A 21,353-nucleotide genomic window follows, 5' to 3' on the forward strand; every position below is an offset into this window, starting at 1 on the left:
CGCGTTAGGGCTGGCGGTCCTGCACGCGAACCAGCAGGGAACGCGGCTCAACCTGGACCGTGACCTTCGTGGCCTCGCCGGCGGGATCGCCGTCGAGTTGCGTTGCCATCGGCTCGTTGCTCCGGATGACCACTTTGCCGGTGCGGTAAAAGTTCATGACCGGCAGGTTGCGCTTGTGCTTGAACAGGATTTTCGCGTACATCGCGAGCCAGCCGATAGCGCTGCGCGGACTCATGACAACCACGTCCAGGACACCGTCGTCAATCATCGCGCCCGGGATGAAATCGATGCCGCCGGGAATCAGGCCGCAGTTCGCGAAAAGGATGCTGCGGATCTTCCGGGATTGTTCGGGTTCGTCGTCCATGGCGATGCTGACCCTTTTGCGCCTGCCCGGCAGGTGGCGTACGCCCGCTTCCGTATAAGCCAGCCAACCCACTGCCTTCTTGAGGTCGTCGTTGGTATCGCCAACCACTTCGGCGTCCAGGCCCATCCCCGCGATGACCAGGAAGGCATGCTCTGACGAGGCTCCGGTGCGCTCGTTGTGAATGGACATCCGTGCGGTGTCGATATAGCGCTGGTGGCCGAAGAGTGCGGTGTCGACGTTGCCGCGCAGGTTGTTGACATCGAGGTCGACGTTTCGAGCCAGGAGGTTGCCGGTGCCCAGCGGAACCAGGCCCATGGCGACCCCCGTGTGCGCGAGGGCTTCGGCGACCACCCGCACGGTTCCGTCGCCGCCGCCCACAAGCACGACGTCGGCCCGGTAGTCCAGTGCCGCCCTCGCCTGGGAGTGCCCGGGATCGTCAGCGGTGGTGTCGAAGAACCTGGGCTCGTCCCAGCCGGCGATGTGGCAGGCTTCCCGGATGATCTTCCGGGCTTCCTCGGCCTTGCCTTTGACCGGGTTGAGGACTACCGCGACCCTCTGCAGCCCGGGTCCTGGCTTGTGCGCGTCCTCACGCACGGCGCTGCGGGTGTGCTTGGCTTTGAGCCTGCGCACACCCCACCAACTGGAGACGGCAAAGACCACGCCCCCAGCCAGAATCACGTACAGGATCCAGTTGCTCATGCTAGTCCAACCCTATCCCGCCAACCGCGCCGCGAGGACGTGCGCAGAAAGGTGCCGGCCGCCGTCGTGCGCTATCCGCGGAGGCGCGGCCTGATTCGATACTCTTATCTGGTGATCGACGTAAAAGACCTCAGCGAAAACCCGGACAAGTTCCGTGCCAGCCAGCGCGCCCGCGGCGCCGACGAGTCGATCGTGGACGCGATCATTTCCGCCGACGCAGACCGCCGCGCGGCACTGATCCGTTATGAAGGCCTCCGGGCGGAGCAGAATGTCTTCGGCAAGAAAGTGGCGCAGGCCAAGGGCGAGGAAAAGCAGGCCCTGCTGGCTGAGGTCAAGGAGTTGGCCAACGCGGTGAAGGCAGCGTCTGTCGAGGCCGATGCCGCGCAGGCGAAGCAGGAAGAGCTGCTCCGCGTCATCCCCAACTTGATCGTGGATGGCATTCCTGCTGGCGGCGAGGACGACTTTGTGGTGGTCAAGACGGTCGGAACTCCCCGCGAATTCCCCGATTTCGAGCCGAGGGACCACCTGGAAATCGGCGAACTGATTGGCGCGATCGACATGGAGCGCGGCGCCAAAGTGTCCGGCGCGCGCTTCTACTTCCTGCGCGGCGTGGGTGCCCGCTTGGAAATGGCCCTCTTGCAGATGGCCATGGACCAGGCCATCGAAGCCGGCTTCGTGCCCATGATCACGCCCACTTTGGTGCGTCCTGAAACCATGCAGGGTACCGGTTTCGATGTAAAGCACGACGCCGAGATCTACCGTCTCGCCGAAGACGACCTTTACCTTGTGGGAACCTCGGAGGTCCCCTTGGCCGGTTACCACGCGGACGAAATCCTGGACCTTTCGGAAGGCCCCATCCGCTACGCCGGGCAGAGCTCCTGCTACCGCCGCGAGGCCGGCTCGCATGGCAAGGACACCCGCGGCATCATCCGCGTCCACCAGTTCAACAAGGTGGAGATGTTCATCTACACCACGGCTGAAGAGGCTGCCGCCGAGCACGAGCGCCTGCTCGCCTGGGAAGAGCAAATGCTGGCCAAGGTTGAGCTTCCGTACCGCGTGATTGACACAGCGGCCGGGGACCTCGGGATGTCGGCGGCCCGCAAGTTCGACTGCGAAGCGTGGGTTCCCACGCAGAACGCGTACCGCGAACTCACCTCGACGTCCAACTGCACCACGTTCCAGGCCCGCCGCCTCAACATCCGTGAGCGCGTGGTCAACGAGGAAGGCGTAGCGAAGGGCACCCGCGCCGTTGCCACCCTGAACGGCACCCTGGCCACGACGCGTTGGATTGTCGCGATCCTTGAACACCACCAGAACGCGGATGGCTCGGTCAACGTCCCGAGGGCGCTGCAGAAGTACCTTGGTGGCCTTGAGGTTCTGCCGGTTATCTAGTGTGATCCCGGGGCTTGTTTGACCTGCCCTCCACAGCCCTGAGATTCTCCACATAGGAGAATCTCAGGGCTGACGCGGCGGATCGATCCGGGGAAAGTAATCCCATGGATATCCCGCCCCAGCTCATCGTCTCGGCTGAGCGACTCGCCCTCAGTGGGTCAACATCGTCCATCCACCGGCATTTCCGGGCGGGTCGCTATGTTCGGCTGAGGCGCGGCTACTACGTGGAAACCTCGGCCTGGGTCGACGCCACGCCGGCCGAGAGATTCGAATGGTCGGCCGCGGCAGTGGGTCTCGCGTTCGACCAGCCGGTCTTCTTTGGAGAGTCGGCTGCGGTTGTCCTTGGCATTCCCACCCTGCGGACGCCTCCGCTCGTCGAACTGGCTACGGCCTCCGAACGAATCACGGGCAGGCGGCCTCCAACCTTCATGGTGCATGGAAAGAGCGCGCTTGCCGAAAAGGCCCGGAACCTCGGAAACTACCCCATGCGCTATGTGCTGCGGCGGGATGTCGACGCGGTGGTGTCCGGGCAGTTCGTATGCACTAGCTTGGTCCAAACGGCGGTCGACGTCATGATTTCATCGTCATTCAGCAATGCCCTGGTTGTGGCCGAGGGGGTCGCGCGGATCCTGGCGGATCAAGGAACGTTGGGCCGCGACGCATGCCTCGCCGATCATCCGGGCATCGCCGAGGAACTTGAGGGCATCTCGCCGGAAGCCACCGGGCTCCGGGCACGCCGTATTGCCCGCTTGGCGCGGGCAGATTGCCGGGCTTCGCCTTTGTGAGGTGGAGTTGGGCAGACCTGGAGCAACCGGGTCAGCTGCGGCAAAAGCTATTGCGCGCCGGCCTCCGCCCCCGGCCCTGACCTCCGCCCGCGGCCCCGGCCCGGCTCCGACTGACGACTTGGCGTGATGTCGGGGCGGATAACGTCGGAGTATTCATCGCCTGTTAATCCGTTACTGTGGCCTTCGTCCTAGCTGGTCTTTGCCGAGTCTGTTTCACTGGAGGCATGACTATTTTGACTGGAAACTCAGTCGCTGGCATCGATGACCAGCGGAATGTAAATCGAAAGCTCATGATCGCATTGGACGTTGACGGGACCCTCGTGGACCACGACGGCCACATGTCGCCGGACGTTCGGGATGCGGCGAAGGCAGTGGTGGCAGACGGCCACGATGTCCTGATCGCCACCGGACGTTCCTTGAATGCAACCTTGCCCGTCATTGAGCAAATCGGCATGGACCGTGGCTACGCCGTCTGCAGCAACGGCGGCGTGACATTGAAGCTCGATCCCGGCCTGGAGGACGGCTACTCGATCATCCACAGGGCAACCTTCGACCCCGCGCCGGCCCTCTTGGCCCTCCGCGAACAGCTCCCGTCCGCCAAGTACGCGCTTGAGGACGAAGACGGAAACTTCCTCTCCACAGAGCGCTTCCAGGATGCGAGTTTCGGAGTCGAAGCGGTGGGCGTCGACTTCCAGACCATGCTGGAGGCCACGGCTGTTCGTGTTGTGGTTTTCAGCAGTGAAAATACCGCCGAGGAATTCTCGACGGCCATCAGGAGCATCGGACTTTCCGGCGTGACGTACTCGGTGGGCTGGACGGCCTGGCTGGATATCGCCGCCGCAGGAGTAACCAAGGCAAGCGCACTCGAGCAGCTGCGTCGCAGGCTTGGCACGCAACCGCACCACACGATTGCCATCGGCGACGGACGCAACGACATCGAGATGCTCACTTGGGCTGGCCGCGGTGTTGCCATGGGCCAGGCTCCCGTGGAGGTGCTCGCCGTAGCGGACGAGGTCACCGCGTCGGTGTACGACGACGGTGCTGCCCTCGTGCTGCGGAGCCTCCTCTAGCGGCACCCGCTCGAGCCAGCGCCGGAACTGCCGGCCCCACTCCGGGAACCCAGGCCAAAGATAAATGGTGCCCGGGCCTTTGGCTTTCGAGCTCAATCCGACTAGGCCCAGGCACCATGCTTGTGTCAGATGTTCGGCGTCCCGTCGTCGTTGGTTCCGCCCTCCAGCGGCGTGCCGGTTGTGGTTCCGCCCTCCAGCGGCGTGCCGCCACGAACAGTGTCGGTATGAACCGGCCCGCTGCCTTCGACGTCGACTCCGCCCACGGTACCGCGCCAAGCGCCGGTCTCGCGTTGCCGGTCTTCGATGTAGTCCTTGAACTTGTCCAAGTCGGCGGCCACTTGCATCTCGTCTGCGGAAAGCGCGGCTCCTGCCTTTTCGGCAAAGGTTTCCGGCTCCCACTCGAGGGTCACGCTCACGCCTGAGCGGTCCGGGCCGAGCGAGTCAAAGCGTACCGATCCTGCGTTGCGGGGTTGCTCCAGGCTTTCCCAGCTGATGATGGTGTCCGGGACTTGCTCGGTGATCCGGGCATCGTATTCACGATTGACCCCGGAAATCTTGGTGGAGAAATGCAGTGTGGCGTCGTCGATCTGCCGGACGTCTTCTACCCCGCTCATGAAACGGGGGAAGGATTCGAATTGGGTCCATTGGTTGTAGGCGACTGATACGGGAACCTCGACCTCAACAGCCTTTGTGATGGTGTGCATGTGTGGATCTCCTAGTGATTGTTTGGTTTCTTCTTAACTAAAGTGGCTTTGGATAGCTCCGCCCCCCGCGGATTCGACGACCGCCGCGGCGATGTCGCGCAGCTTGATGTTCCGGTTGCTGGATGCCTTCTTGAGCACGTCCAGCGCTTCGGCCTGGGTGCACCGGTTTTGGGCAACGATGATTCCGGTGGCCACGTCGATGACTGTCCGGGATTCCATTGCTGCGCGCAGGTTGGCTGCGGTTTCGCTGTGCTGGGCGATCATGATCGCCAAGCGAAGTCCTTTCGAAGCTTGTTGGGCGTAGTCGCTGGCCCGTTGCACGGCCGCTTCGTCGAATGTGTTGGGCTGTTCCGAATAGATATTCAGCCCTGCGCGCGACGTTCCATCCACCAGCGGTATGGGTAGGGCAAGGATGGAACGGACGCCGTTCTCACGTGCTGCGTGGCCGTATTCGGGCCAGGCTTTGTCCTTCTCGAGGTCCGGAATGTGAACCTGGATCCCTTCTTTGCATGCCGTCAGGCAGGGACCTTCGGCGAATCTGTATTGGAGTTCGTCCAACTTCAAGGCCCGCTCGCTGCTGCTGGCCACCGTACCCGCGCTTCCGTGCCTGAGGAGGGTAACGCCGCACAGCATCTCATTGTCGGGACTGCCGAGTACGGATGCGGAGTGACGTGCCAGTTCGCTCAGGAATGCCTCGACGTCGGGTGTATCAAGGAGCAGGTCTTGAATTTCGGATGAGACGACCTTGGGGTCGGTGCTCTTTTCAGCTTCCATGGGTCCTCCGTTTTCCGGATGGATCTACCCTTCGAGCCTAGCCCCGTTGAAAGAAAATAGTAAGCATGCTTTCCTTTTAAAGTAAGCATGCTTTCTTTCTGGGTCCTGCAACCGGCCCGCCCACTAACGGCCAAGGATTGAGGTCCGATGCCACACTTTCGGACACCGCACTTCAACAACGTTCACGCCGGCCATTCACCCGAGGGGACCATCCGGCGCAGCTTCCAAGACGGCTTGGTCCTTGACCATTTGTACTTGGCGAATTCGATCGCGAGCCGTTATTCCTCGCGATCCCACGACCTCGACGACGTCCGGCAAGTTGCGTACATGGGATTGATCAAGGCGTCCCGCGGCTTCGACGAAGCGAAGGGGGGCAGCTTTCCAGCGTATGCGGCGCCCACCATAGCCGGCGAGGTGAAGAGGTATCTTCGGGACCATTGCTGGGTGGTGCGTCCTCCGAGGAACGTCCAAGACCTTCGCCGCCAGGTTCTGGCATGCATGGAGGAAATGTCGCAGGCGCTGCGGCGGACTCCGTCGCCTGACGAGGTTGCCCTGGAGCTTGGGCTGGAGGCCGGACAGGTCCGGGAGGCATTGACGGCCGGAACCAGCAAACGGCCCGACTCCTTGGACGCGCCCGCACCCGAAAGCGGCGAGTCCTTGCACGGCTGCCTCTCCGCACCGGGTTCGCCGACCGACCGCCTGGAAGACGTCCTTGCCTTGCGAAACGCCATCCGTGGGCTCAGCGCGGAGGATCGGCACCTCCTTTACCGCCGCTATTACCGCGAGGAGACCCAGTCGACCATCGCCGAAGCACTGGGGATGTCGCAAATGCAGGTCTCACGGAAGCTCGCGCGAATTCTGGTTTCACTGCAAAAGACCCTCCTTGATGAGAACCTGGACCTCGGGATGGGAACCGCCCCTGAAGAAACGCGACCTGAAGAAACGCGCCGAAGCCACGGCCGCTTGAAGGAACCGGCTGACGGCTGAGCACCCTAACCGTCGCCACTCAAACAACCCAATCCACGAATTGCCCCGAGGACGTCGCCCACGCTGACGGCCAGCAGGGCAGGATCGGGATCTGCGGCGAAAACGTCGCCGCGCCGACGTTCGACGGCGGTAAGCACCACGTGCGGCCCGGGCGGCGGTCCCCATTCCTCCGCGGGCGCCGGGCCGAACAACACCACGGAGGGCCGGGCGTAGGCCGAAGCCAGGTGCGCGGCACCGGTGTCGGCGGACACGACGAGGCGCGCCTCGGCAACAGTAGCTGCGAATTCGGCGAGGCCCTGCTGCCCGGCCAGCACCGCGCCGTCGTCGAGCCTTGCTCCGTTGAGGTTCGCCAATCGGGCTGTTTCGACGGCGCGCTCCCGCTCGGAAGCGCTACCGGTGAGGACCACTTGGTGGCCTGCCTTGCCGAGGCTCGCCGCGACCTCGGCGAATCGCTCCACCGGCCACAACCTGCTGCCGTACGCCGCCCCGACGTGGACTACCGTGGCGCCGGGATGGGCAGGCTCGAGGGAAGGGTGCTTAAGGCGGTAATCGAGGGGATCGGCGTCGATACCGTGCCACGTGAGCAGGCGCGTCCAACGCTCGCGCTCGTGAACCCCGTTGATCCACTCCGGCCCCTCGATGCCGTCGGCGCGGTGTGCGATCACCCGCCGTGCCCGCAGTTCATTGATGCGCTGCCTGCTCTCCGGGCCGTTCCCGTGGAGGTTTACCGCGATGTCCACGATCCCGGGTTGGATCGGCAAGGGATCATCGAGGCCAGGCGTCGGGAGGTGTCCGATGCCGCCAACGAGTTCGAGCGCGTCGGCAAGCCAGGAGGGGGCTGCATACAGGATGAGGTGTTCCGGATAGGCCCGTCGGAGGGCGCGAAGTGCCGGCACCGCTACTAGCAGGTCGCCAAGTTTGAGCGCCCGGAGGGCAAGCAGTAGCGGTTTTCCGTTGCGCCCAGCAGTGTCCATTCAGGCCTCCCGCTAGGAGTCTAACGGCACGGTTCGGACGTCGACGGCGGCGGGAAACTTCTCCGGGCCGTGCTGTTTAGCGTCGGAGAAGTGGGGAACCTTGCCGGTATGGGAGGAACCGGAACGTTGAAGGCGGTCCTGTTTGACCGCGATGGGACCTTGGTTGTCGATGTGCCGTACAACGGTGATCCACGACGGGTGCGGGCCATGAATCATGCCCGGGCGGCAGTGGAACTGGTGCGCCGCGCGGGACTTGCCACTGGCGTGGCAAGCAACCAGTCGGGTGTTGCGCGCGGCCTGCTTTCCCTCGACCAGGTCTATGCCGTCAATCGGCGGGTCGATCAACTGTTCGGATCTTTCGACGTTTGGGAAGTGTGCCCGCACCGGCAGGAAGACAACTGCGGATGCCGGAAGCCTGCCCCGGGAATGATCGTCAATGCCTGCCGCCGCATCGGAGTAGAGCCAGGCGAGGCGGCCTATGTTGGCGATATTGGAGCTGACGTCGAGGCTGCGAAGGCCGCAGGCAGCCGGCACGTCCTGGTACCGACGGCGGCCACCCGGGTTGAGGAAGTGGACGACGCCGAGTTCGTGGCCCGGGATTTGTGGCATGCGGTGAATTTGTTGCTGGGCCGGGTCCCGGCCCAGGGAGGCCGCCCATGAGCCGCGTCTTGGTCGCCCGGCTCGACAGCATGGGAGACGTCCTCCTCTCGGGGCCCGCCTTGAGGGCCGTGGCGCATGGGAAGAAGCCGGACGGGAGCCACCCCAACGATGTCCTTCTTTTGTGTGGACCTGAGGGCGCAAGTGCCGGGCAGATGTTGCCCGATGTCACTGAGACGCACACTTGGCCATGCCCGTGGATCGTGAATCCGGCGCCGGCCGCCGATGCGCAATTGACGAACAGCTTGGTCGATTTTGTCCGCGCTTCGAGGATCGACGAGGCCGTGATCCTCACGTCATTCCACCAATCTCCGCTGCCCCTCGCCTTGTTGCTGCGCTTGGCGGGCGTCGAACGGATCACAGGGGCGTCCACGGATTACGCCGGCTCGCTCTTGGACGTGCGCCTCAAGCCGGGCGAGGACTTCGTCGAAGACCAACCCGAGGCGATCCGCGCGCTGGGCATCGCCGAGGCCGCCGGATTCCACCTCCCCTCGGGGGACGACGGCAAGCTGAGGATCGCGCCTTCCGAGGAGCCCGACCGGTTGGTGGAGGAGCTCGCCCAGGAGGGCAATTACATCGTGGTCCATCCGGGAGCGACCGCCCCGGCCAGGGCTTGGCCTGCCTTGCATAATGCGGCCCTCGTCGAACTGCTTGAAGCCTACGGACACCGCGTCGTGGTGACCGGAGGCCCAAGTGAAACCTCGCTCACGGCAACGGTGGCCGGTCCCTCGGCCCTCAACCTAGGCGGGCGTACCTCCCTCCGGACGCTCGCCGAGGTGCTCAAGGGGGCCGCCGTCGTCGTGACCGGGAACACGGGACCGGCACATCTGGCTGCCGCGGTGGGAACCCCCGTTGTGTGCCTGTTTTCACCCGTCGTCCCGGCCGTCAGGTGGGCGCCCTACGGGGTCCCCCTGGAGCTCTTGGGAGACCAGGACGCGCCTTGCGCGAATTCCCGGACCCGCGAATGTCCCGTGCCCGGGCACCCTTGCCTGGGCTCCGTCTCGCCCGAACAGGTCGTGGAAGCGGTCGAGCGGCTGTTGGGCGGAGTCGCGTCCCTTGCTACCCGGCGAAAGGTGTGGAAGTAATGCGGATCCTGGTGTGGCACGTCCACGGCGGATGGATGGAGGCTTTCATCCGAGGCCGGCACGAATACCTTTTGCCTGTCACTCCCGACGGCGGTGCCTGGGGCCTGGGCCGCGGCGGCCGCGATTGGCCGGACGCGGCGAAGGAAGTCGACTTGGCGGCCCTCGATCCGGGCAGCGTCGACGTCGTTGTCCTGCAACGGCCCGAGGAAATCGATGCCGTGGCCTCGGCATTGGGGCGACGTCCGGGAATTGACCTTCCCGCCGTCTACGTTGAGCACAACGCGCCAAAGGGGGACGTGCCCCTGAGTGTCCATCCTTTGGCCGAACAACGCGACATTCCGGTGGTGCATGTCACCCATTTCAATCGGCTGATTTGGGACACCGGGATGGCGCCCACTGTGGTGATCGAGCACGGGATTCCGGATCCGGGCTACGTGTACACGGGAGAGCTCGAGGAAATGGGCGTGGTGGTCAACGAACCGGTCCGCCGCGGCCGGGTGACGGGGACGGACCTCCTCCTTGGATTCGCCAACGTGGCTCCGCTTCGGGTGTTTGGCATGGGCACCGAAGCCTTGCCGGAAGCGCTCAGGACAGCCGGCCCGGAAGCGGAACGGCTCAGTATCGCGGAACAGCTCAGGATCGCGGGCGACGTTCCCGCGCCACGCCTCCATCAGGAACTCGCAAAGTGCCGCCTTTACTTGCATCCCCTGCGGTGGACGTCGCTCGGACTGTCCTTGCTGGAGGCGATGCACGCTGGAATGCCGGTGGTGGCACTTGCTACCACCGAAGCTACCCGGGCAGTTCCGCCGGAGGCCGGTTTGGTTTCCAACGACGTGGCGGAACTCCGACGTTTCGCGCGCCACCTTGTGGAGCGTCCGGACGTCGCTTCGGGCATGGGGAGGATTGCCAGGGAGGCCGCTTTGGAACGCTACGGCCTGGGGAAATTCCTTGACGCTTGGGACGAGCTCCTGGCGGACCTGAGGCTTGCCCGCCCGCAATCCGGTAGGGCTTTTGCCGGACATGGCACAGAGAGGATATATCGATGAAAATCTCCATGGTTTCCGAACATGCGAGTCCGTTGGCCGCGTTGGGCGGAGTTGACGCCGGGGGACAAAACGTCCACGTGGCCGCCCTCTCTTCGAACCTGGCCCGGAGGGGGCACCACGTCACGGTGTACACGCGCCGCGACGATCCGGACCTCCCGGCAAGGGTTCCGGTGGAGCGGGGGCTCACGGTGGTCCATGTCGATGCCGGTCCGCCCACGCACATTTCGAAGGACGACTTGCTGCCGTTCATGGGCCAATTGGCAAACGGAATCTGCCAGGACTGGGGAAAGAACGTGCCCGACGTCGTGCACGCCCACTTCTGGATGTCCGGGCTCGCGGCCCTCCAGGCAGCTGGCCGGGCCAAAGGAAGCGAGCCGGTTCCCGTGGTGCAGACCTTCCACGCCCTCGGCTCCGTGAAACGCCGGCACCAGGGTGCTGCGGACACCAGCCCGGCGGCCCGGGCATGGCTGGAGCCTTGGGTGGGACGGACGGCCGACTGGATCGTGGCGACCTGCCCCGACGAAGTGTTCGAGCTGAAGGCGCTCGGCATCGATCCGGCGAAGGTGTCCATCGCCCCTTGCGGGGTGGACCTTGAGTTGTTCAACGGAAATTCCGACGGCGGTGCTGCCGCCGACCTGTACCGCGATGGCAAGGCCCGTCCGTCCGCCGTCGCCCGTACACGCAAGTACCGGATCCTCAGCGTCGGCCGATTGGTGCCGCGCAAAGGCGTTGACTTGGTCATCCAGTCGTTGCCGCTGCTCGCCGACGCGGGGTTCGACGACGTCGAACTCCTCATCGTCGGCGGTTCCGGAGATGCGCTGGCCTTGGAGGATGACCCGGAAGTCCAGCGCTTGCGGGCAACAGCCCGGGACCTGGGCGTGTCCGATCAGGTGACGATGCTCGGCCAGCTACCGCGGGACGCGATGCCGGGCATCTTCCGGAGTTCCGACGTCGTAGCTTGTACTCCTTGGTACGAACCTTTCGGCATCGTGCCTCTTGAAGCGATGGCCTGCGGGGTTCCGGTGGTTGCCGCGGCGGTCGGTGGCCTCAGGGAAACCGTTGAGGACCACGGGACTGGGCTGCACGTCCCGCCCCGCGACCCGGAAGCCATCGCCGCCGCGATCGCGGAATTGCTGGGCGATCCCGCGCTTCGGGTCGAAATGGGTCGGGCCGGGATTCGGCGGGCCCGGTCACGCTACTCATGGGAGCGTGTGGCCGCGGACACCGAGAAAGCGTACCGCTCCGTTCTCGCTGCCACGCAGCGCGCCGGTGAAGGCTATGAGCCCTTGGAAGGAGTGGTCCTGTGACGGCGAAATCCGCTATCCCGGTCACCGCGCTGCGTTCCGTGCCGGATACGGTTCCCGCCGGATGGACCGCGGAACGCGAGCACATGTCCCTCAACGAGCAAACCGTGGCCGATCATCTGGACAATGTCCTTCCGGCCCTGGACTCGCTGCGTTCCCAATCGGTCAGGCTTTCAGCGTGGGGAACGGAACTTGCGGTCCGCCTCCTGGCCGGTCGCCGCTTGTTGGCCGCCGGCAATGGCGGTTCGGCCGCCGAGGCGCAGCACCTCACTGCCGAACTCGTGGGCAGGTTCGACTCCGAGCGCGTCCCGTTTTCGGCGATCGCCCTGCACTCGGATTCTTCCACCGTGACCGCTGTGGCCAACGACTACGGCTACGAAGAACTCTTTGCGCGTCAGGTCCGGGCCCACGGACGCGCCGGTGACGTCTTGCTCTTGCTCTCGACGAGCGGTCGCAGCCCCAACCTGCTGCGTGCGGTCATGGCGGCCAAGGAGCGCGGCATCAGTACTTGGGCGCTCACCGGCAAGGGGCCGAACCGTTTGTCCTTGGCGTGCGACGATGCCATCACGGTCGAAGCGATCGCGGCGAACGCCCAAGAGGGGCACCTCATCGCGATCCACGCCATGTGCCGCGCGTTCGACGCCGAGGTCGCCCGTCGCACCGGCTCGCCGACATCGGGGCATACGGGAGTCGTACCGTGAGGGTTACCGTGGTGGGCGACGTCCTTCTCGACGTCGATATCAACGGGACCGCCTCCCGGCTCAGCCCTGACGCGCCGGTGCCGGTGGTCGACGTCGCCGAGGTCCGGCGTCGGGCTGGCGGAGCGGGCCTGGTGGCCACCCTGCTGGCGCGTGACGGCCACGACGTCACGTTGGTCACCGCACTGTCGGACGACGACAGCGCGAGCTATCTCGATGCTGCCCTGGCCACCGTGTCGGTGCTCGCCGGAGCCCCGCTCGCCGCGACTCCCACGAAAACGCGCGTCCGGATCGGAACCCACCAAATGGTCCGTTTCGACGAAGGCTGCGCTCCAGTGCCGACGCCGGACTGCACCGGGGCGATGGCCGCGGCGATCGAGTCGGCAGAGGTGATCGTGGTTGCCGACTATGGCCGGGGCATCACGTCCAACGCAGATGTCCGAGCGGCCCTCACGGCGGCAGCTTCCCGGGTGCCGGTGGTGTGGGATCCGCACCCGTCGGGAAGTACCCCGGTGGAAGGGGCCGCCGCGGTGACGCCCAACCTGGCGGAGGCGCTCGCCTTCGCGAAACCATCCGGTACCCATCCCTTGCGGAAGGCCGCGGAGGAAGCCGGGGAAGTCCTCCTCGAACAGTGGAATTGCGGAGCTGTCCTGGTCACCATCGGCGAGGACGGAGCCGTGCTGGTGGATGGTTCCTCCGCGGAACATGTTCCTGCGCCGCCGGCCCGTGTCGAAGATCCCTGCGGTGCCGGGGACAGGCTGGCGGGAAGCCTTGCTGTCTATTTATCGCTTGGCCTGGACCTGCCTCGCGCGGCCGCCCGGGCAGTCGCAGACGCCTCGGAGTTCCTGGGAAACGGGGGTGCGGCTTCGCTCCAAGGGGTAGGCGGCAAGCCGGCAGCGGACCAGCCGGAGTCGAAAGCCGGAAGTAGCCGGGGCGCCGAAAACAATGCCCCGCGGGGAAACCGGCACGACGGAATCCAGCTCGCCCGGAGGGTGCGTGCCGCCGGAGGTACCGTCGTCGCCACAGGAGGCTGCTTTGACCTCCTGCATGCCGGCCATGCCCGCACCTTGGCCGCTGCCCGAAGCATGGGAGATTGCTTGGTGGTGTGCCTTAATTCCGACGATTCCGTGCGTCGCCTCAAGGGTGATCCTCGGCCGATCGTGAGCCAAGAAGACCGCGCTGAGCTCCTCCTGACGCTTCAATGCGTGGACGCCGTGGTGATTTTCGATGAGGACACCCCTGAGGCTTCCATCGAGTCGATTCGTCCCCACCTTTGGGTCAAGGGAGGCGACTACCAACCCGGTGACCTTCCTGAAGCCCGACTCGTGGAGAGTTGGGGCGGCAAGTGCGTCACCGTTCCGTTCCATCCCGCCAGATCCACGAGCGGCCTGGCCGAGGCGCTCGCGAAGGTCGGCTGACAACCCCTGATCCTGGAGGCCGGACCGTCCGGCCGCCACCGTAACGAAAGGATTCCGCATGAGCACGCAAACACCAGGCCGCGTCATTGTGACAGGGGGCGGTTCGGGCCTCGGAGCAGCCATCGTCGAAGCGATCCGCGATGCCGGAGGAACGCCCTTCGTCTTTGACCGGGACGTCAGCAACGTTTCCGGCGCGAAGGCCCGGGAGGTGGATGTTTCCAAGCGCGAGGAAGTGGAAGAAGCCGTGCGCGAGGCGGCCGAGAGCCTAGGCGGGCTGGACGGGGTCGTTACTGCCGCCGGCATCGACAGGTGCGGCAAGCTGGGAGATGTCCCAGCCGTCGAGTGGGAGCGGGTGATCGGAGTGAACCTCCTCGGCACGGTTTCCGTTGTCCGCGCGGCACTGCCCTACCTCAAAGAGTCCCGTGGCCGGGCCGTCACTATTGCTTCTACGCTGGGCCTTCGGGCGCTTCCCGATGCGACGGCGTACTGCGCTTCCAAGTTCGGGGTAATCGGGTTCAGCCGTGCCCTCGCGGCGGAAACCGGTGGGGTCATTGGAGTCACAACCATCATTCCGGGCGGCATGAAGACCCATTTCTTCGACGACCGCGAAGAGCAGTACAAACCGCAGGACGATTCGAAGCTCAACGATCCCGCCAACGTCGCCCAGGCCGTGGTTTTCGCGTTGTCGCAGCCCGTGGGGTGCGAGGTCCGCGAACTCCTCATTTGCCCCGCAGAAGAAGGCTCGTGGCCATAAGGTCCCGCAGGTCCTGAACAACCGCGGCCACGTCGATACCCCGGACAACGGTGTCGTCGTGGCCGCAGTGCGGGGCGGTCCATCCCACTTGGGTGATGTCGATCCCGCACACCGGGCACCGGGTCTCCCACGACATGTGGATCCGGTGGAGGCTGCGGCCCCGTGGTCCGGCGTTGATGACGTTTCCGATCCAGAAGATCCCCACCGTGGGGGTCCCGAGAGCTTGTGCGAGGTGTCGCGGCCCGCTGTCACTGGCCAGCATCACGCTCGCGGCATCCAGGAGCGCCGCGAGTTCCCCGAGGCCAAGCTCTCCCGCCACCGAGCGCACGGCGCCTTCGTGCGCTGGGTCGACGGCGCCGGAGGCGAGCTCCGCCACTTCCTGTGCGAGGAGCCGCTCCGATGCGTCTCCAACCACCAGGACGTTGGCGCCCTCGGTGGCAATTTTCGCCGCCGCTTCTGCGAAGTACGCCGCCGGCCAGCGCCTCCGGGGGTCGGTTGCGCCCGGATGCACCACCACGAGGGGACGGCCCTGGGATTCAAGGAGCGGGGCGATGTTGCCTTGGTGTCTCGGGAGCGGACGCATCGGAGCGGGTATGAGCGGCGCGACGCCTGCGAGTCCCGCCACTTCGAGCCAGCGGTCGGGTTCGTTTTGGTAGTAGGCGTAGTCCAGGTTCCGTTCGAGCGGGACGGCATCCGGGGTTCGCGTGCCAACGGTGTGCTCGGCACCCAGCCGCAGGAGGAAAGGGTTGGAAAAGCGTCCACCCCCGTGCATTTGAAGTGCCAGGTTGAACTTCCTTGCCTGCATTGTGGCGAAGAACCCATCCTGCCGGGCTGCGTCCTCGGCTCCGTCGCGCACTCCTTGGGCGAACGGCAGGATATCGACGTCGGTGACCGGCCCTGCGGTTTCTGCCGCCAGCACGGCGTGAATTGGGGTTCCCAGGAGGGTGATCTCGGCGTCGGGGTAGCCTTCCCGGAGCGCTGTGAGCGCCGGATAGGTGTACAAGAGGTCACCCAGGCCGCCACCCCGCAGCACGGCAATGCGCTCCACGCCAAGGAACTTCTCCAGCACCGGCCCCACCCCGGATCCGTACCGCGGGGACGGCGTTGCGCTGCTTGTTGCTGGATTGTCCACGCTCTGCTTCCTTTCGAAGTTCTAGCCAATGGATTCCGTGTTCCCTACGCCCGTGCCGGGATCCGAAAACTTCCCCGTGCCCGTGTGTGAAGGGAGGGGTTCGGGGTACGTGGGGGTAAAGAACATGCCGACTACCGGAAGGTACCCCATGGCACGCCTCTCGAATCAAGAAGGCCTGGCTGAATGGTTGCCGCGACGCCTGGCCGAGGAAAAGCCCGTGATAACGGTCATCGGGGACGCGATTCTGGACGGATGGTGGGACGGGGTGATTGAGCGGTTGTGCCGGGAGGCACCCGCGCCGGTCGTCCAGCTCCGGCGACGTGACTTCGTGCCCGGAGGCGCCGCGAACACGGCGATGAACCTTGCGGCGTTGGGAGCCCGGGTTCGCTTCGTCTCCTTGATCGGCAAGGATTCCGCAGGCCAACAGCTCGCCGAAAAGCTAGCCGAGGGTGGAGTGGATACCTCTCACTTGGTGGCACATGAGTCAATGACAACCACCACCAAGTTCCGCGTGAGTAGCGGCGGCCAGATCATGGTGCGCCTGGATGATTGCGCCGCGGAGGTCCAGGCGGACGCGCTGGGCAGCTTGGCTGCAGCTATTCCTGCCGCGGTGGACGATTGCGATGCCGTCGTGCTCTGTGATTACTCGGCCGGCACGCTCGAAGGGCCGGCTAAGGATGCGATCGTTGGAGCCCTTGGCCCGTCCAGCGAATTGCGGCGCAAAGCCCTCCTTGTGGTGGACGCGCACGATCCGGCCCGCTGGTCGGCACTCGTGCCAGACGTTGCCACTCCGAACGCCGAGGAAGCCAGCCGCCTAGTGGGGGCCGGGTTCCCGGCGGGAGCGGCGCGTTGTCCCTCGGTGGAGGCCCACGCGCCCGGTCTCCTGGCCGCGTCCGGCGCCGGCGCCGTCGTCGTAACACTTGACCGCGACGGCACGCTGACGTTGCGGCCCAACCAGGCCAGCCACCGCACGTGGGCGCGGCCGGAAGCCGAAAAGCAGGCTTCCGGAGCTGGCGATACCTTCGTTGCCGCACTGACCATCGCGCGCGCCGTCGGCCTTCCCTTGACCACAAGCGTCGACCTCGCACAGGCCGCCGCGGACGTCGTCGTGCACCGCCCGGGCACTTCGGTGTGCAGTACGGAAGAACTGGCCCGGCACTTAGGCCAGTTCGCGGACACCGCTCTCACCGCGACGGAACTGGCGGCCCAGCTCGCCCCGCACCGGGCGGAGGGCCGCCGGATCGTGCTGACCAACGGCTGCTTCGACGTCCTGCATCGTGGCCACACTCGATACCTCAACCAGGCCAAGCAATTGGGGGACGTGCTGGTGGTGGCGCTCAACAGCGACTCCTCGGTTCGCCAACTCAAAGGCCCGGACCGGCCCGTAAACCAGGAAGCGGACCGGGCTGCCGTGATCGCCGCGCTCAGTTGCGTGGACTATGTCACGGTTTTCGATACCCCGACGCCTATCCCCCTCATCGAATTGTTGAAGCCCGACGTGTACGCCAAAGGGGGTGACTACACACCAGAGATGCTCGCCGAAACGGAGGCGGTGGAGCGCTGCGGCGGCGTGGTCAGCATTTTGGATTACGTCCCGGAACACTCCACGAGCGCGGTGTTGGCCCGCATCCGGTCCGCGGGCGACGCCTTCTGAACCTGAACTAGTCGGCCTCTGCGATCACGGTGATCATTCGCCGCAGGCTCATGGCCACCGAGGCTGCGGCGTTCACGGAAGCCTGACCGGCCGCGGCTTCGGTGATCGAACCGCCAAGCGACGCCACGCCTTCCTTGGCTTCGGCAATGCGGTCCTTCAATCGCTGGGCCTCCCCGTTCCGCCATTCGTTGATGACTCCGGCCACCGCCTCCAAAGCTCCCGAGAGGTTCGCCAGGACGCTGTCCGGAATGACCGTTCCCGCGTCCTTCTCCCAGATCACGCTCTGCAGGACATCGGTGATGTCCTGCACGTGGAAGGTCAATCGCTCGACGGTCCTCAGGCCGGCCAGGTCGGACGGGAGGCGGCGGGCACGACGGCGGGACCGCGGGTTCGCTTTGGCGCTTAGTTCCGCTTCCCCTACTGCATTCCGCACGGCCGTCGCAGTCCGTGACAGTTCACCGCTGCGTCCTGCCCATTCCTCGTGGTTGGGTGGCCAAGACTCGGTCATGGCCATTGCCATGTCCCGCAATTGCCGGGAAAGGGCGCGTTGGTGGCCGGCAATTGCCGGATCGATGCCCTCGAGGTGCAAGGGCGGGAAGACCACCCAATTGATGAGTATCGCTACCGCGACACCCATGCCCATTTGGAGGACGTAGCCGAAGGAAAATCCGGGGGCATTGGAGTTGCCCAGGACAAGCACGAAGAGGGCAGCCATCGGGACCCATTCGGAGGCGGCCCCGAGGCGTGGGAGGCCGCCGATGATCACTCCGATTCCCACCACCACCGCGACGGAAAAGGCGCTGGGCGTTGCGACGGTGGTGACGGCGAATGCCATGGCGATTCCCAGGCCGAGCCCCAGGAGGCTCTGCAGTCCGTGCTTGGCCGAGGCCACGACGGTGGGATGCATGCTGACGAGGACACCAAGGGGAGCATAGTACGGATAGGACGCGGCTGGTCCCGGCATGAACGGCGCCAAATACCAGGCCAATCCTGCGGCGAGGGCCGTTTTTCCGGCAAAAAGGAGGTGGTGTCGCGAAGCGGCTTGCCGGAGCGCGGGGAGGAGCCGCCGAAGCTGTGGCTTGAGGCTCATGTGTCCAACGTAGACACGGAGCCAGGCTCATGTCGAGCCGTAATCCCTTCGCGGAATTTCTCGCTGAAGAGTTTCTTCGAAGGCGATTGAAGACATCACAAGAGGGTACAGAAGCTGTTGATGGTAAGGATGCTTACTATCCGGCTGCTGTCCGCAGCCTGCCAACTGTGGAAAGAGAGCGACAATGACTGAGAGCCAATCGCCGCAGGACGGAAGTTTTGCGGCGCCACACGTGCAAAATCCCGCGGTGACTGATCCTTACGGCGACACCGATCCAAACGTTTTTCGGGGTGGTTCCGGTACGGGTTCCGGGTCTGTCACGCCGGAAGATGCCAAGGCGGAAGCCGCCGGAGTGGCCGACGCCGTAGGCGAAGCCGCCGGAAACGTGGCCGATACCGCCAAAACAGAGGCGACCCAGGTTGCGCGGGAAGTCAGGGCAAATGCCCGCGAGCTCATGACGCAGACCAAGGGGGAACTCACAGACCAAGCAGCAACCCAGCAGCAGAAGGTTGCCAAGGGATTGCGGTCCATTTCCGATGACCTTGCAACCATGGCGAATGCCTCCGAAGACGGCGGGGTTGCCGCGGACTTGGTCCACCAAGTGGCAGAGCGTTCCGCCTCGGTCGCCGAGTGGCTCGAGAACCGTGATCCGGGGGCTGTCCTGCATGAGATGAAAAACTTCGCCCGACGCCGTCCGGGAGCCTTCCTCTTGCTGGCCGCGGGCGCAGGGGTCATCGCCGGAAGGCTCGGCCGCGGACTGGCGGAGAACGCTTCCGATGGCACCGGAACTGGAACTTACCGCGGTACGCCCGGAGGCGCAGCTGGGTTCTCCCCCGCGGCCGGACAAACCGTGCCGCCGCCCGCCGTCGAGCTCCCCGGCCCCGCGGTGACAAATGCGGGCTACCAGACGCCGGCGCCCGGCTTTGTCGACCCCGTTTTCGGCTCCCCTGGCATTGGGGCAGACCCCGGGACCGCGCCGGGAACCGAGCCAGGCGCCTTTCCCGGATCGGAGCCCGGGAGCGCGTCTCCGGATCCGGAGAAGATTCAAGGCGACCCCTTGGGAACGCGCTACCCCGATGATCCCGAATACGGAGGCTCACGATGACCCATGCTGACTTGCCTCCCACGCCCGCGCAGGTCAAGGCAGAGAACGTACCCCTCGGGGAGTTGCTCAACGAGCTGACGCGGGACGTATCCACCCTGATGCGGCAGGAAGTAGAGCTGGCTAAGGTCGAGCTCAAGGAATCCGCAACCAAGGCGGGCAAGGGAGCCGGCTTGATGGCCGGGGCCGCCTGGGCAAGCCACTTTGCGCTGGTGTTCCTGTCGATCGCCGTGTGGTGGGCCCTGGGCCTGCTTATCGGCCTCGGATGGTCTGCCCTGATCGTGGCAATCATCTGGGCAATTGTCGCCACGATCCTCGCGGTCACGGGCCGCAAGGAGCTCCGCACCATCAAGGGCTTACCACGAACCTCGCAGACACTGCAGGAAATTCCGCCAACTTTGAAACCACATCCCGAGGAGACACGATGACTCAGAACCCGGATGAACTGCGCGCCGATATCGAACTAACCCGGCGGCGCCTTGGCACGAACATTGATGCCGTGGCGGACAAGGTGACGCCCTCGCACGTCATCCACCGGAAAGTGGACAGGATCAAGGACGCAGTTTTCGGTGCCCGCGAGGACATGCAGGAAACGGCGGGCGGCGCGGTCCGGAGCGCGCAGGACGCCGTGTCCGACGTCGCTGAAAATATCGGCGACGCGCCCCGGATCGTCGCGCGCAAAACGCAAGGCAGCCCCGTGGCCGCCGGCCTCATCGCGTTTGGGGCCGGGTTGCTGCTGTCCGCACTCTTCCCGCCCACCGAGAAGGAACGCGAAGCCGCGGAAGCCGTCAAGGAAGCTGCGCAACCATTGACCGCTGAGCTTGGGCACGCCGCCCAGGAAGTCGCTGGGAACCTGCAGCAACCGGCCATGGACGCGGTCCAGAACGTCAGGGAAAGCGCCTCGGAGGCGGTGGGCAACATCCAGGACGAGGGTCTGGACGCAGCGGCCGACGTGCAGGACCGGGCGCAGGCCGCCAAGGAAAACCTCGGCGGTCAGTAGACCTCGAGGATCAGCGCGAGTAGGCGGGCAGCAGCGGGCCTGGCAGCGTGTTCCTCGGCCCATTGGGCGCGAGAGAGTGCCTTGCTCACGGCTTGGGTACTGATTCCCAGTTCCTGGGCCACGGTCTTCTGCTGTCCGCGCACTCCCGGAGTCAACAGATCCAGGACGCGCCACTCGGCAACACTGCGGTGCTGCACGATGTGTCCCAGAAGCCTTAACACTGCCTCCGATTCGGCGGCGAGGGCGGCAACCGGCCCTTCGACGGCCACAGGCACACGCTCCTTGCCGTTCCGCAGGCGATCCACGGCCCGGCGCGCGTAGACCAAGCCATGTCCGGAGGCGTCCTTGATTTGGCTGGGCAGGGGTTCGTTGACCGGTCCCACTCCAATGCCCACGTACCACCGTCCGGTCCGCAACGCGATGAGTGCCGTTTCGACTGCCTGGTGTGGGACGTCCACGATGCCTTGGACTTCGTCCTTCACGGACCTGTCAAAGTCCAAGCGCGCAGGAATGTGCCGCAAGTCTTTAAGTAACTGCGGAACAAGGTCTCCGTCGCTGCGGCTGTCGCGTTGGTTGATCGTCAGCGTGAACATGGTTGATCAATCATTGCCGGGAGGTAGCCGACTTTCAAGCAATTAATCCCAAGGTGGTTCTGGACTCCCCG

22 protein-coding genes are annotated in these 21,353 nt (G+C 65.1%); 15 read left to right on the forward strand and 7 right to left on the reverse strand.

The window, feature by feature from the left end; genetic code table 11:
• Window positions 1-4: 4 nt before the first annotated feature.
• Window positions 5-1,063: a diacylglycerol/lipid kinase family protein gene (locus ABCW42_RS00325; RefSeq protein ID WP_423183011.1), complete on the reverse strand. Its 1,059-nt coding sequence runs from the start codon at window positions 1,061-1,063 to the stop codon at window positions 5-7.
• Window positions 1,064-1,174: 111 nt separating this feature from the next.
• Between ABCW42_RS00325 and serS the strand changes: the two genes are divergently transcribed.
• The 3 genes from serS (at window position 1,175) to ABCW42_RS00340 (ending at window position 4,310) form a co-directional block, all read left to right on the forward strand.
• Window positions 1,175-2,455, forward strand: coding sequence for a serine--tRNA ligase (gene serS, locus ABCW42_RS00330; protein WP_423183012.1), 1,281 nt, complete (start codon window positions 1,175-1,177; stop codon window positions 2,453-2,455).
• A gap of 104 nt (window positions 2,456-2,559) precedes the next feature.
• Window positions 2,560-3,240: a hypothetical protein gene (locus tag ABCW42_RS00335; protein WP_423183013.1), complete on the forward strand. Its 681-nt coding sequence runs from the start codon at window positions 2,560-2,562 to the stop codon at window positions 3,238-3,240.
• A 224-nt stretch (window positions 3,241-3,464) separates the two neighbouring features.
• The gene (locus tag ABCW42_RS00340) at window positions 3,465-4,310 is read left to right on the forward strand and encodes an HAD family hydrolase (protein WP_423183014.1); all 846 of its coding nucleotides are present in this window, start codon (window positions 3,465-3,467) and stop codon (window positions 4,308-4,310) included.
• Between the two features lie 125 nt (window positions 4,311-4,435).
• Here ABCW42_RS00340 and ABCW42_RS00345 read toward each other — a convergent pair whose 3' ends face one another.
• Window positions 4,436-5,014, reverse strand: a complete 579-nt coding sequence (locus tag ABCW42_RS00345) for an SRPBCC family protein (RefSeq protein WP_423183015.1) — start codon at window positions 5,012-5,014, stop codon at window positions 4,436-4,438.
• Window positions 5,015-5,047: 33 nt separating this feature from the next.
• Entirely contained in the window at window positions 5,048-5,788 is a 741-nt protein-coding gene (locus ABCW42_RS00350) for a GAF and ANTAR domain-containing protein (protein WP_423183016.1), read from the reverse strand.
• Between the two features lie 147 nt (window positions 5,789-5,935).
• On the opposite strand from ABCW42_RS00350, the gene ABCW42_RS00355 reads away from it, so the two are divergent.
• The gene (locus tag ABCW42_RS00355) at window positions 5,936-6,775 is read left to right on the forward strand and encodes a sigma-70 family RNA polymerase sigma factor (protein WP_423183017.1); all 840 of its coding nucleotides are present in this window, start codon (window positions 5,936-5,938) and stop codon (window positions 6,773-6,775) included.
• A 5-nt stretch (window positions 6,776-6,780) separates the two neighbouring features.
• Here ABCW42_RS00355 and ABCW42_RS00360 read toward each other — a convergent pair whose 3' ends face one another.
• Complete coding sequence (locus ABCW42_RS00360) at window positions 6,781-7,749, reverse strand: glycosyltransferase family 9 protein (protein ID WP_423183018.1); 969 nt, start codon at window positions 7,747-7,749, stop codon at window positions 6,781-6,783.
• 108 nt (window positions 7,750-7,857) lie between these two features.
• On the opposite strand from ABCW42_RS00360, the gene ABCW42_RS00365 reads away from it, so the two are divergent.
• The 7 genes from ABCW42_RS00365 to ABCW42_RS00395 all read left to right on the forward strand — a co-directional run bounded on the left by ABCW42_RS00365 (window position 7,858) and on the right by ABCW42_RS00395 (window position 14,711).
• Window positions 7,858-8,409, forward strand: a complete 552-nt coding sequence (locus ABCW42_RS00365) for a D-glycero-alpha-D-manno-heptose-1,7-bisphosphate 7-phosphatase (protein ID WP_423183019.1) — start codon at window positions 7,858-7,860, stop codon at window positions 8,407-8,409.
• Window positions 8,406-9,491: a glycosyltransferase family 9 protein gene (locus tag ABCW42_RS00370; protein WP_423183020.1), complete on the forward strand. Its 1,086-nt coding sequence runs from the start codon at window positions 8,406-8,408 to the stop codon at window positions 9,489-9,491. The genes ABCW42_RS00365 and ABCW42_RS00370 overlap by 4 nt, the downstream gene beginning before the upstream one ends.
• Window positions 9,491-10,537: a glycosyltransferase gene (locus ABCW42_RS00375; RefSeq protein ID WP_423183021.1), complete on the forward strand. Its 1,047-nt coding sequence runs from the start codon at window positions 9,491-9,493 to the stop codon at window positions 10,535-10,537. Before ABCW42_RS00370 ends, ABCW42_RS00375 begins: the two co-directional genes overlap by 1 nt.
• Window positions 10,534-11,844: a glycosyltransferase gene (locus tag ABCW42_RS00380; RefSeq protein WP_423183022.1), complete on the forward strand. Its 1,311-nt coding sequence runs from the start codon at window positions 10,534-10,536 to the stop codon at window positions 11,842-11,844. Before ABCW42_RS00375 ends, ABCW42_RS00380 begins: the two co-directional genes overlap by 4 nt.
• An 83-nt stretch (window positions 11,845-11,927) precedes the next feature.
• Window positions 11,928-12,542 (forward strand): D-sedoheptulose-7-phosphate isomerase, encoded by a 615-nt coding sequence (locus ABCW42_RS00385; RefSeq protein WP_423184969.1) that lies wholly within the window; start codon window positions 11,928-11,930, stop codon window positions 12,540-12,542.
• Window positions 12,539-13,957 carry a PfkB family carbohydrate kinase gene (locus ABCW42_RS00390; protein ID WP_423183023.1) on the forward strand — a complete coding sequence of 473 codons (1,419 nt, stop codon included), beginning with the start codon at window positions 12,539-12,541 and terminating at the stop codon, window positions 13,955-13,957. The genes ABCW42_RS00385 and ABCW42_RS00390 overlap by 4 nt, the downstream gene beginning before the upstream one ends.
• 58 nt (window positions 13,958-14,015) lie before the next feature.
• On the forward strand, window positions 14,016-14,711 hold the full coding sequence (locus ABCW42_RS00395) for an SDR family oxidoreductase (protein WP_423183024.1): 696 nt from the start codon (window positions 14,016-14,018) through the stop codon (window positions 14,709-14,711).
• Here ABCW42_RS00395 and ABCW42_RS00400 read toward each other — a convergent pair.
• A complete protein-coding gene (locus ABCW42_RS00400; RefSeq protein ID WP_423183025.1) occupies window positions 14,677-15,843 on the reverse strand; it encodes a glycosyltransferase family 9 protein in 1,167 nt (388 codons plus the stop codon). The two genes, ABCW42_RS00395 and ABCW42_RS00400, sit on opposite strands and share 35 nt — an antisense overlap.
• A gap of 148 nt (window positions 15,844-15,991) precedes the next feature.
• Here ABCW42_RS00400 and rfaE2 point away from each other — a divergent pair, with 148 nt between their 5' ends.
• On the forward strand, window positions 15,992-17,497 hold the full coding sequence (gene rfaE2 / locus ABCW42_RS00405; RefSeq protein ID WP_423183026.1) for a D-glycero-beta-D-manno-heptose 1-phosphate adenylyltransferase: 1,506 nt from the start codon (window positions 15,992-15,994) through the stop codon (window positions 17,495-17,497).
• 7 nt (window positions 17,498-17,504) lie between these two features.
• Here the strand turns inward: rfaE2 and ABCW42_RS00410 are convergent, their stop codons facing one another.
• Window positions 17,505-18,587 carry an FUSC family protein gene (locus tag ABCW42_RS00410; protein WP_423183027.1) on the reverse strand — a complete coding sequence of 361 codons (1,083 nt, stop codon included), beginning with the start codon at window positions 18,585-18,587 and terminating at the stop codon, window positions 17,505-17,507.
• A gap of 247 nt (window positions 18,588-18,834) precedes the next feature.
• Between ABCW42_RS00410 and ABCW42_RS00415 the strand changes: the two genes are divergently transcribed.
• Genes ABCW42_RS00415 through ABCW42_RS00425 form a run of 3 tightly spaced genes read left to right on the forward strand, consistent with a single transcriptional unit; the run spans window position 18,835 to window position 20,689 of the window.
• Window positions 18,835-19,692: a hypothetical protein gene (locus ABCW42_RS00415; RefSeq protein ID WP_423183028.1), complete on the forward strand. Its 858-nt coding sequence runs from the start codon at window positions 18,835-18,837 to the stop codon at window positions 19,690-19,692.
• Window positions 19,689-20,117, forward strand: a complete 429-nt coding sequence (locus ABCW42_RS00420) for a phage holin family protein (RefSeq protein WP_423183029.1) — start codon at window positions 19,689-19,691, stop codon at window positions 20,115-20,117. The genes ABCW42_RS00415 and ABCW42_RS00420 overlap by 4 nt, the downstream gene beginning before the upstream one ends.
• Window positions 20,114-20,689, forward strand: coding sequence for a DUF3618 domain-containing protein (locus tag ABCW42_RS00425; protein WP_423183030.1), 576 nt, complete (start codon window positions 20,114-20,116; stop codon window positions 20,687-20,689). The genes ABCW42_RS00420 and ABCW42_RS00425 overlap by 4 nt, the downstream gene beginning before the upstream one ends.
• On the opposite strand, the gene ABCW42_RS00430 is transcribed toward ABCW42_RS00425, so the two are convergent.
• Window positions 20,683-21,282, reverse strand: coding sequence for a hypothetical protein (locus ABCW42_RS00430; RefSeq protein WP_423183031.1), 600 nt, complete (start codon window positions 21,280-21,282; stop codon window positions 20,683-20,685). The two genes, ABCW42_RS00425 and ABCW42_RS00430, sit on opposite strands and share 7 nt — an antisense overlap.
• Window positions 21,283-21,353 lie beyond the last annotated feature (71 nt).

The organism is Arthrobacter sp. NyZ413 (assembly GCF_049390645.1).
In the GTDB taxonomy this organism is placed as follows: domain Bacteria; phylum Actinomycetota; class Actinomycetes; order Actinomycetales; family Micrococcaceae; genus Arthrobacter.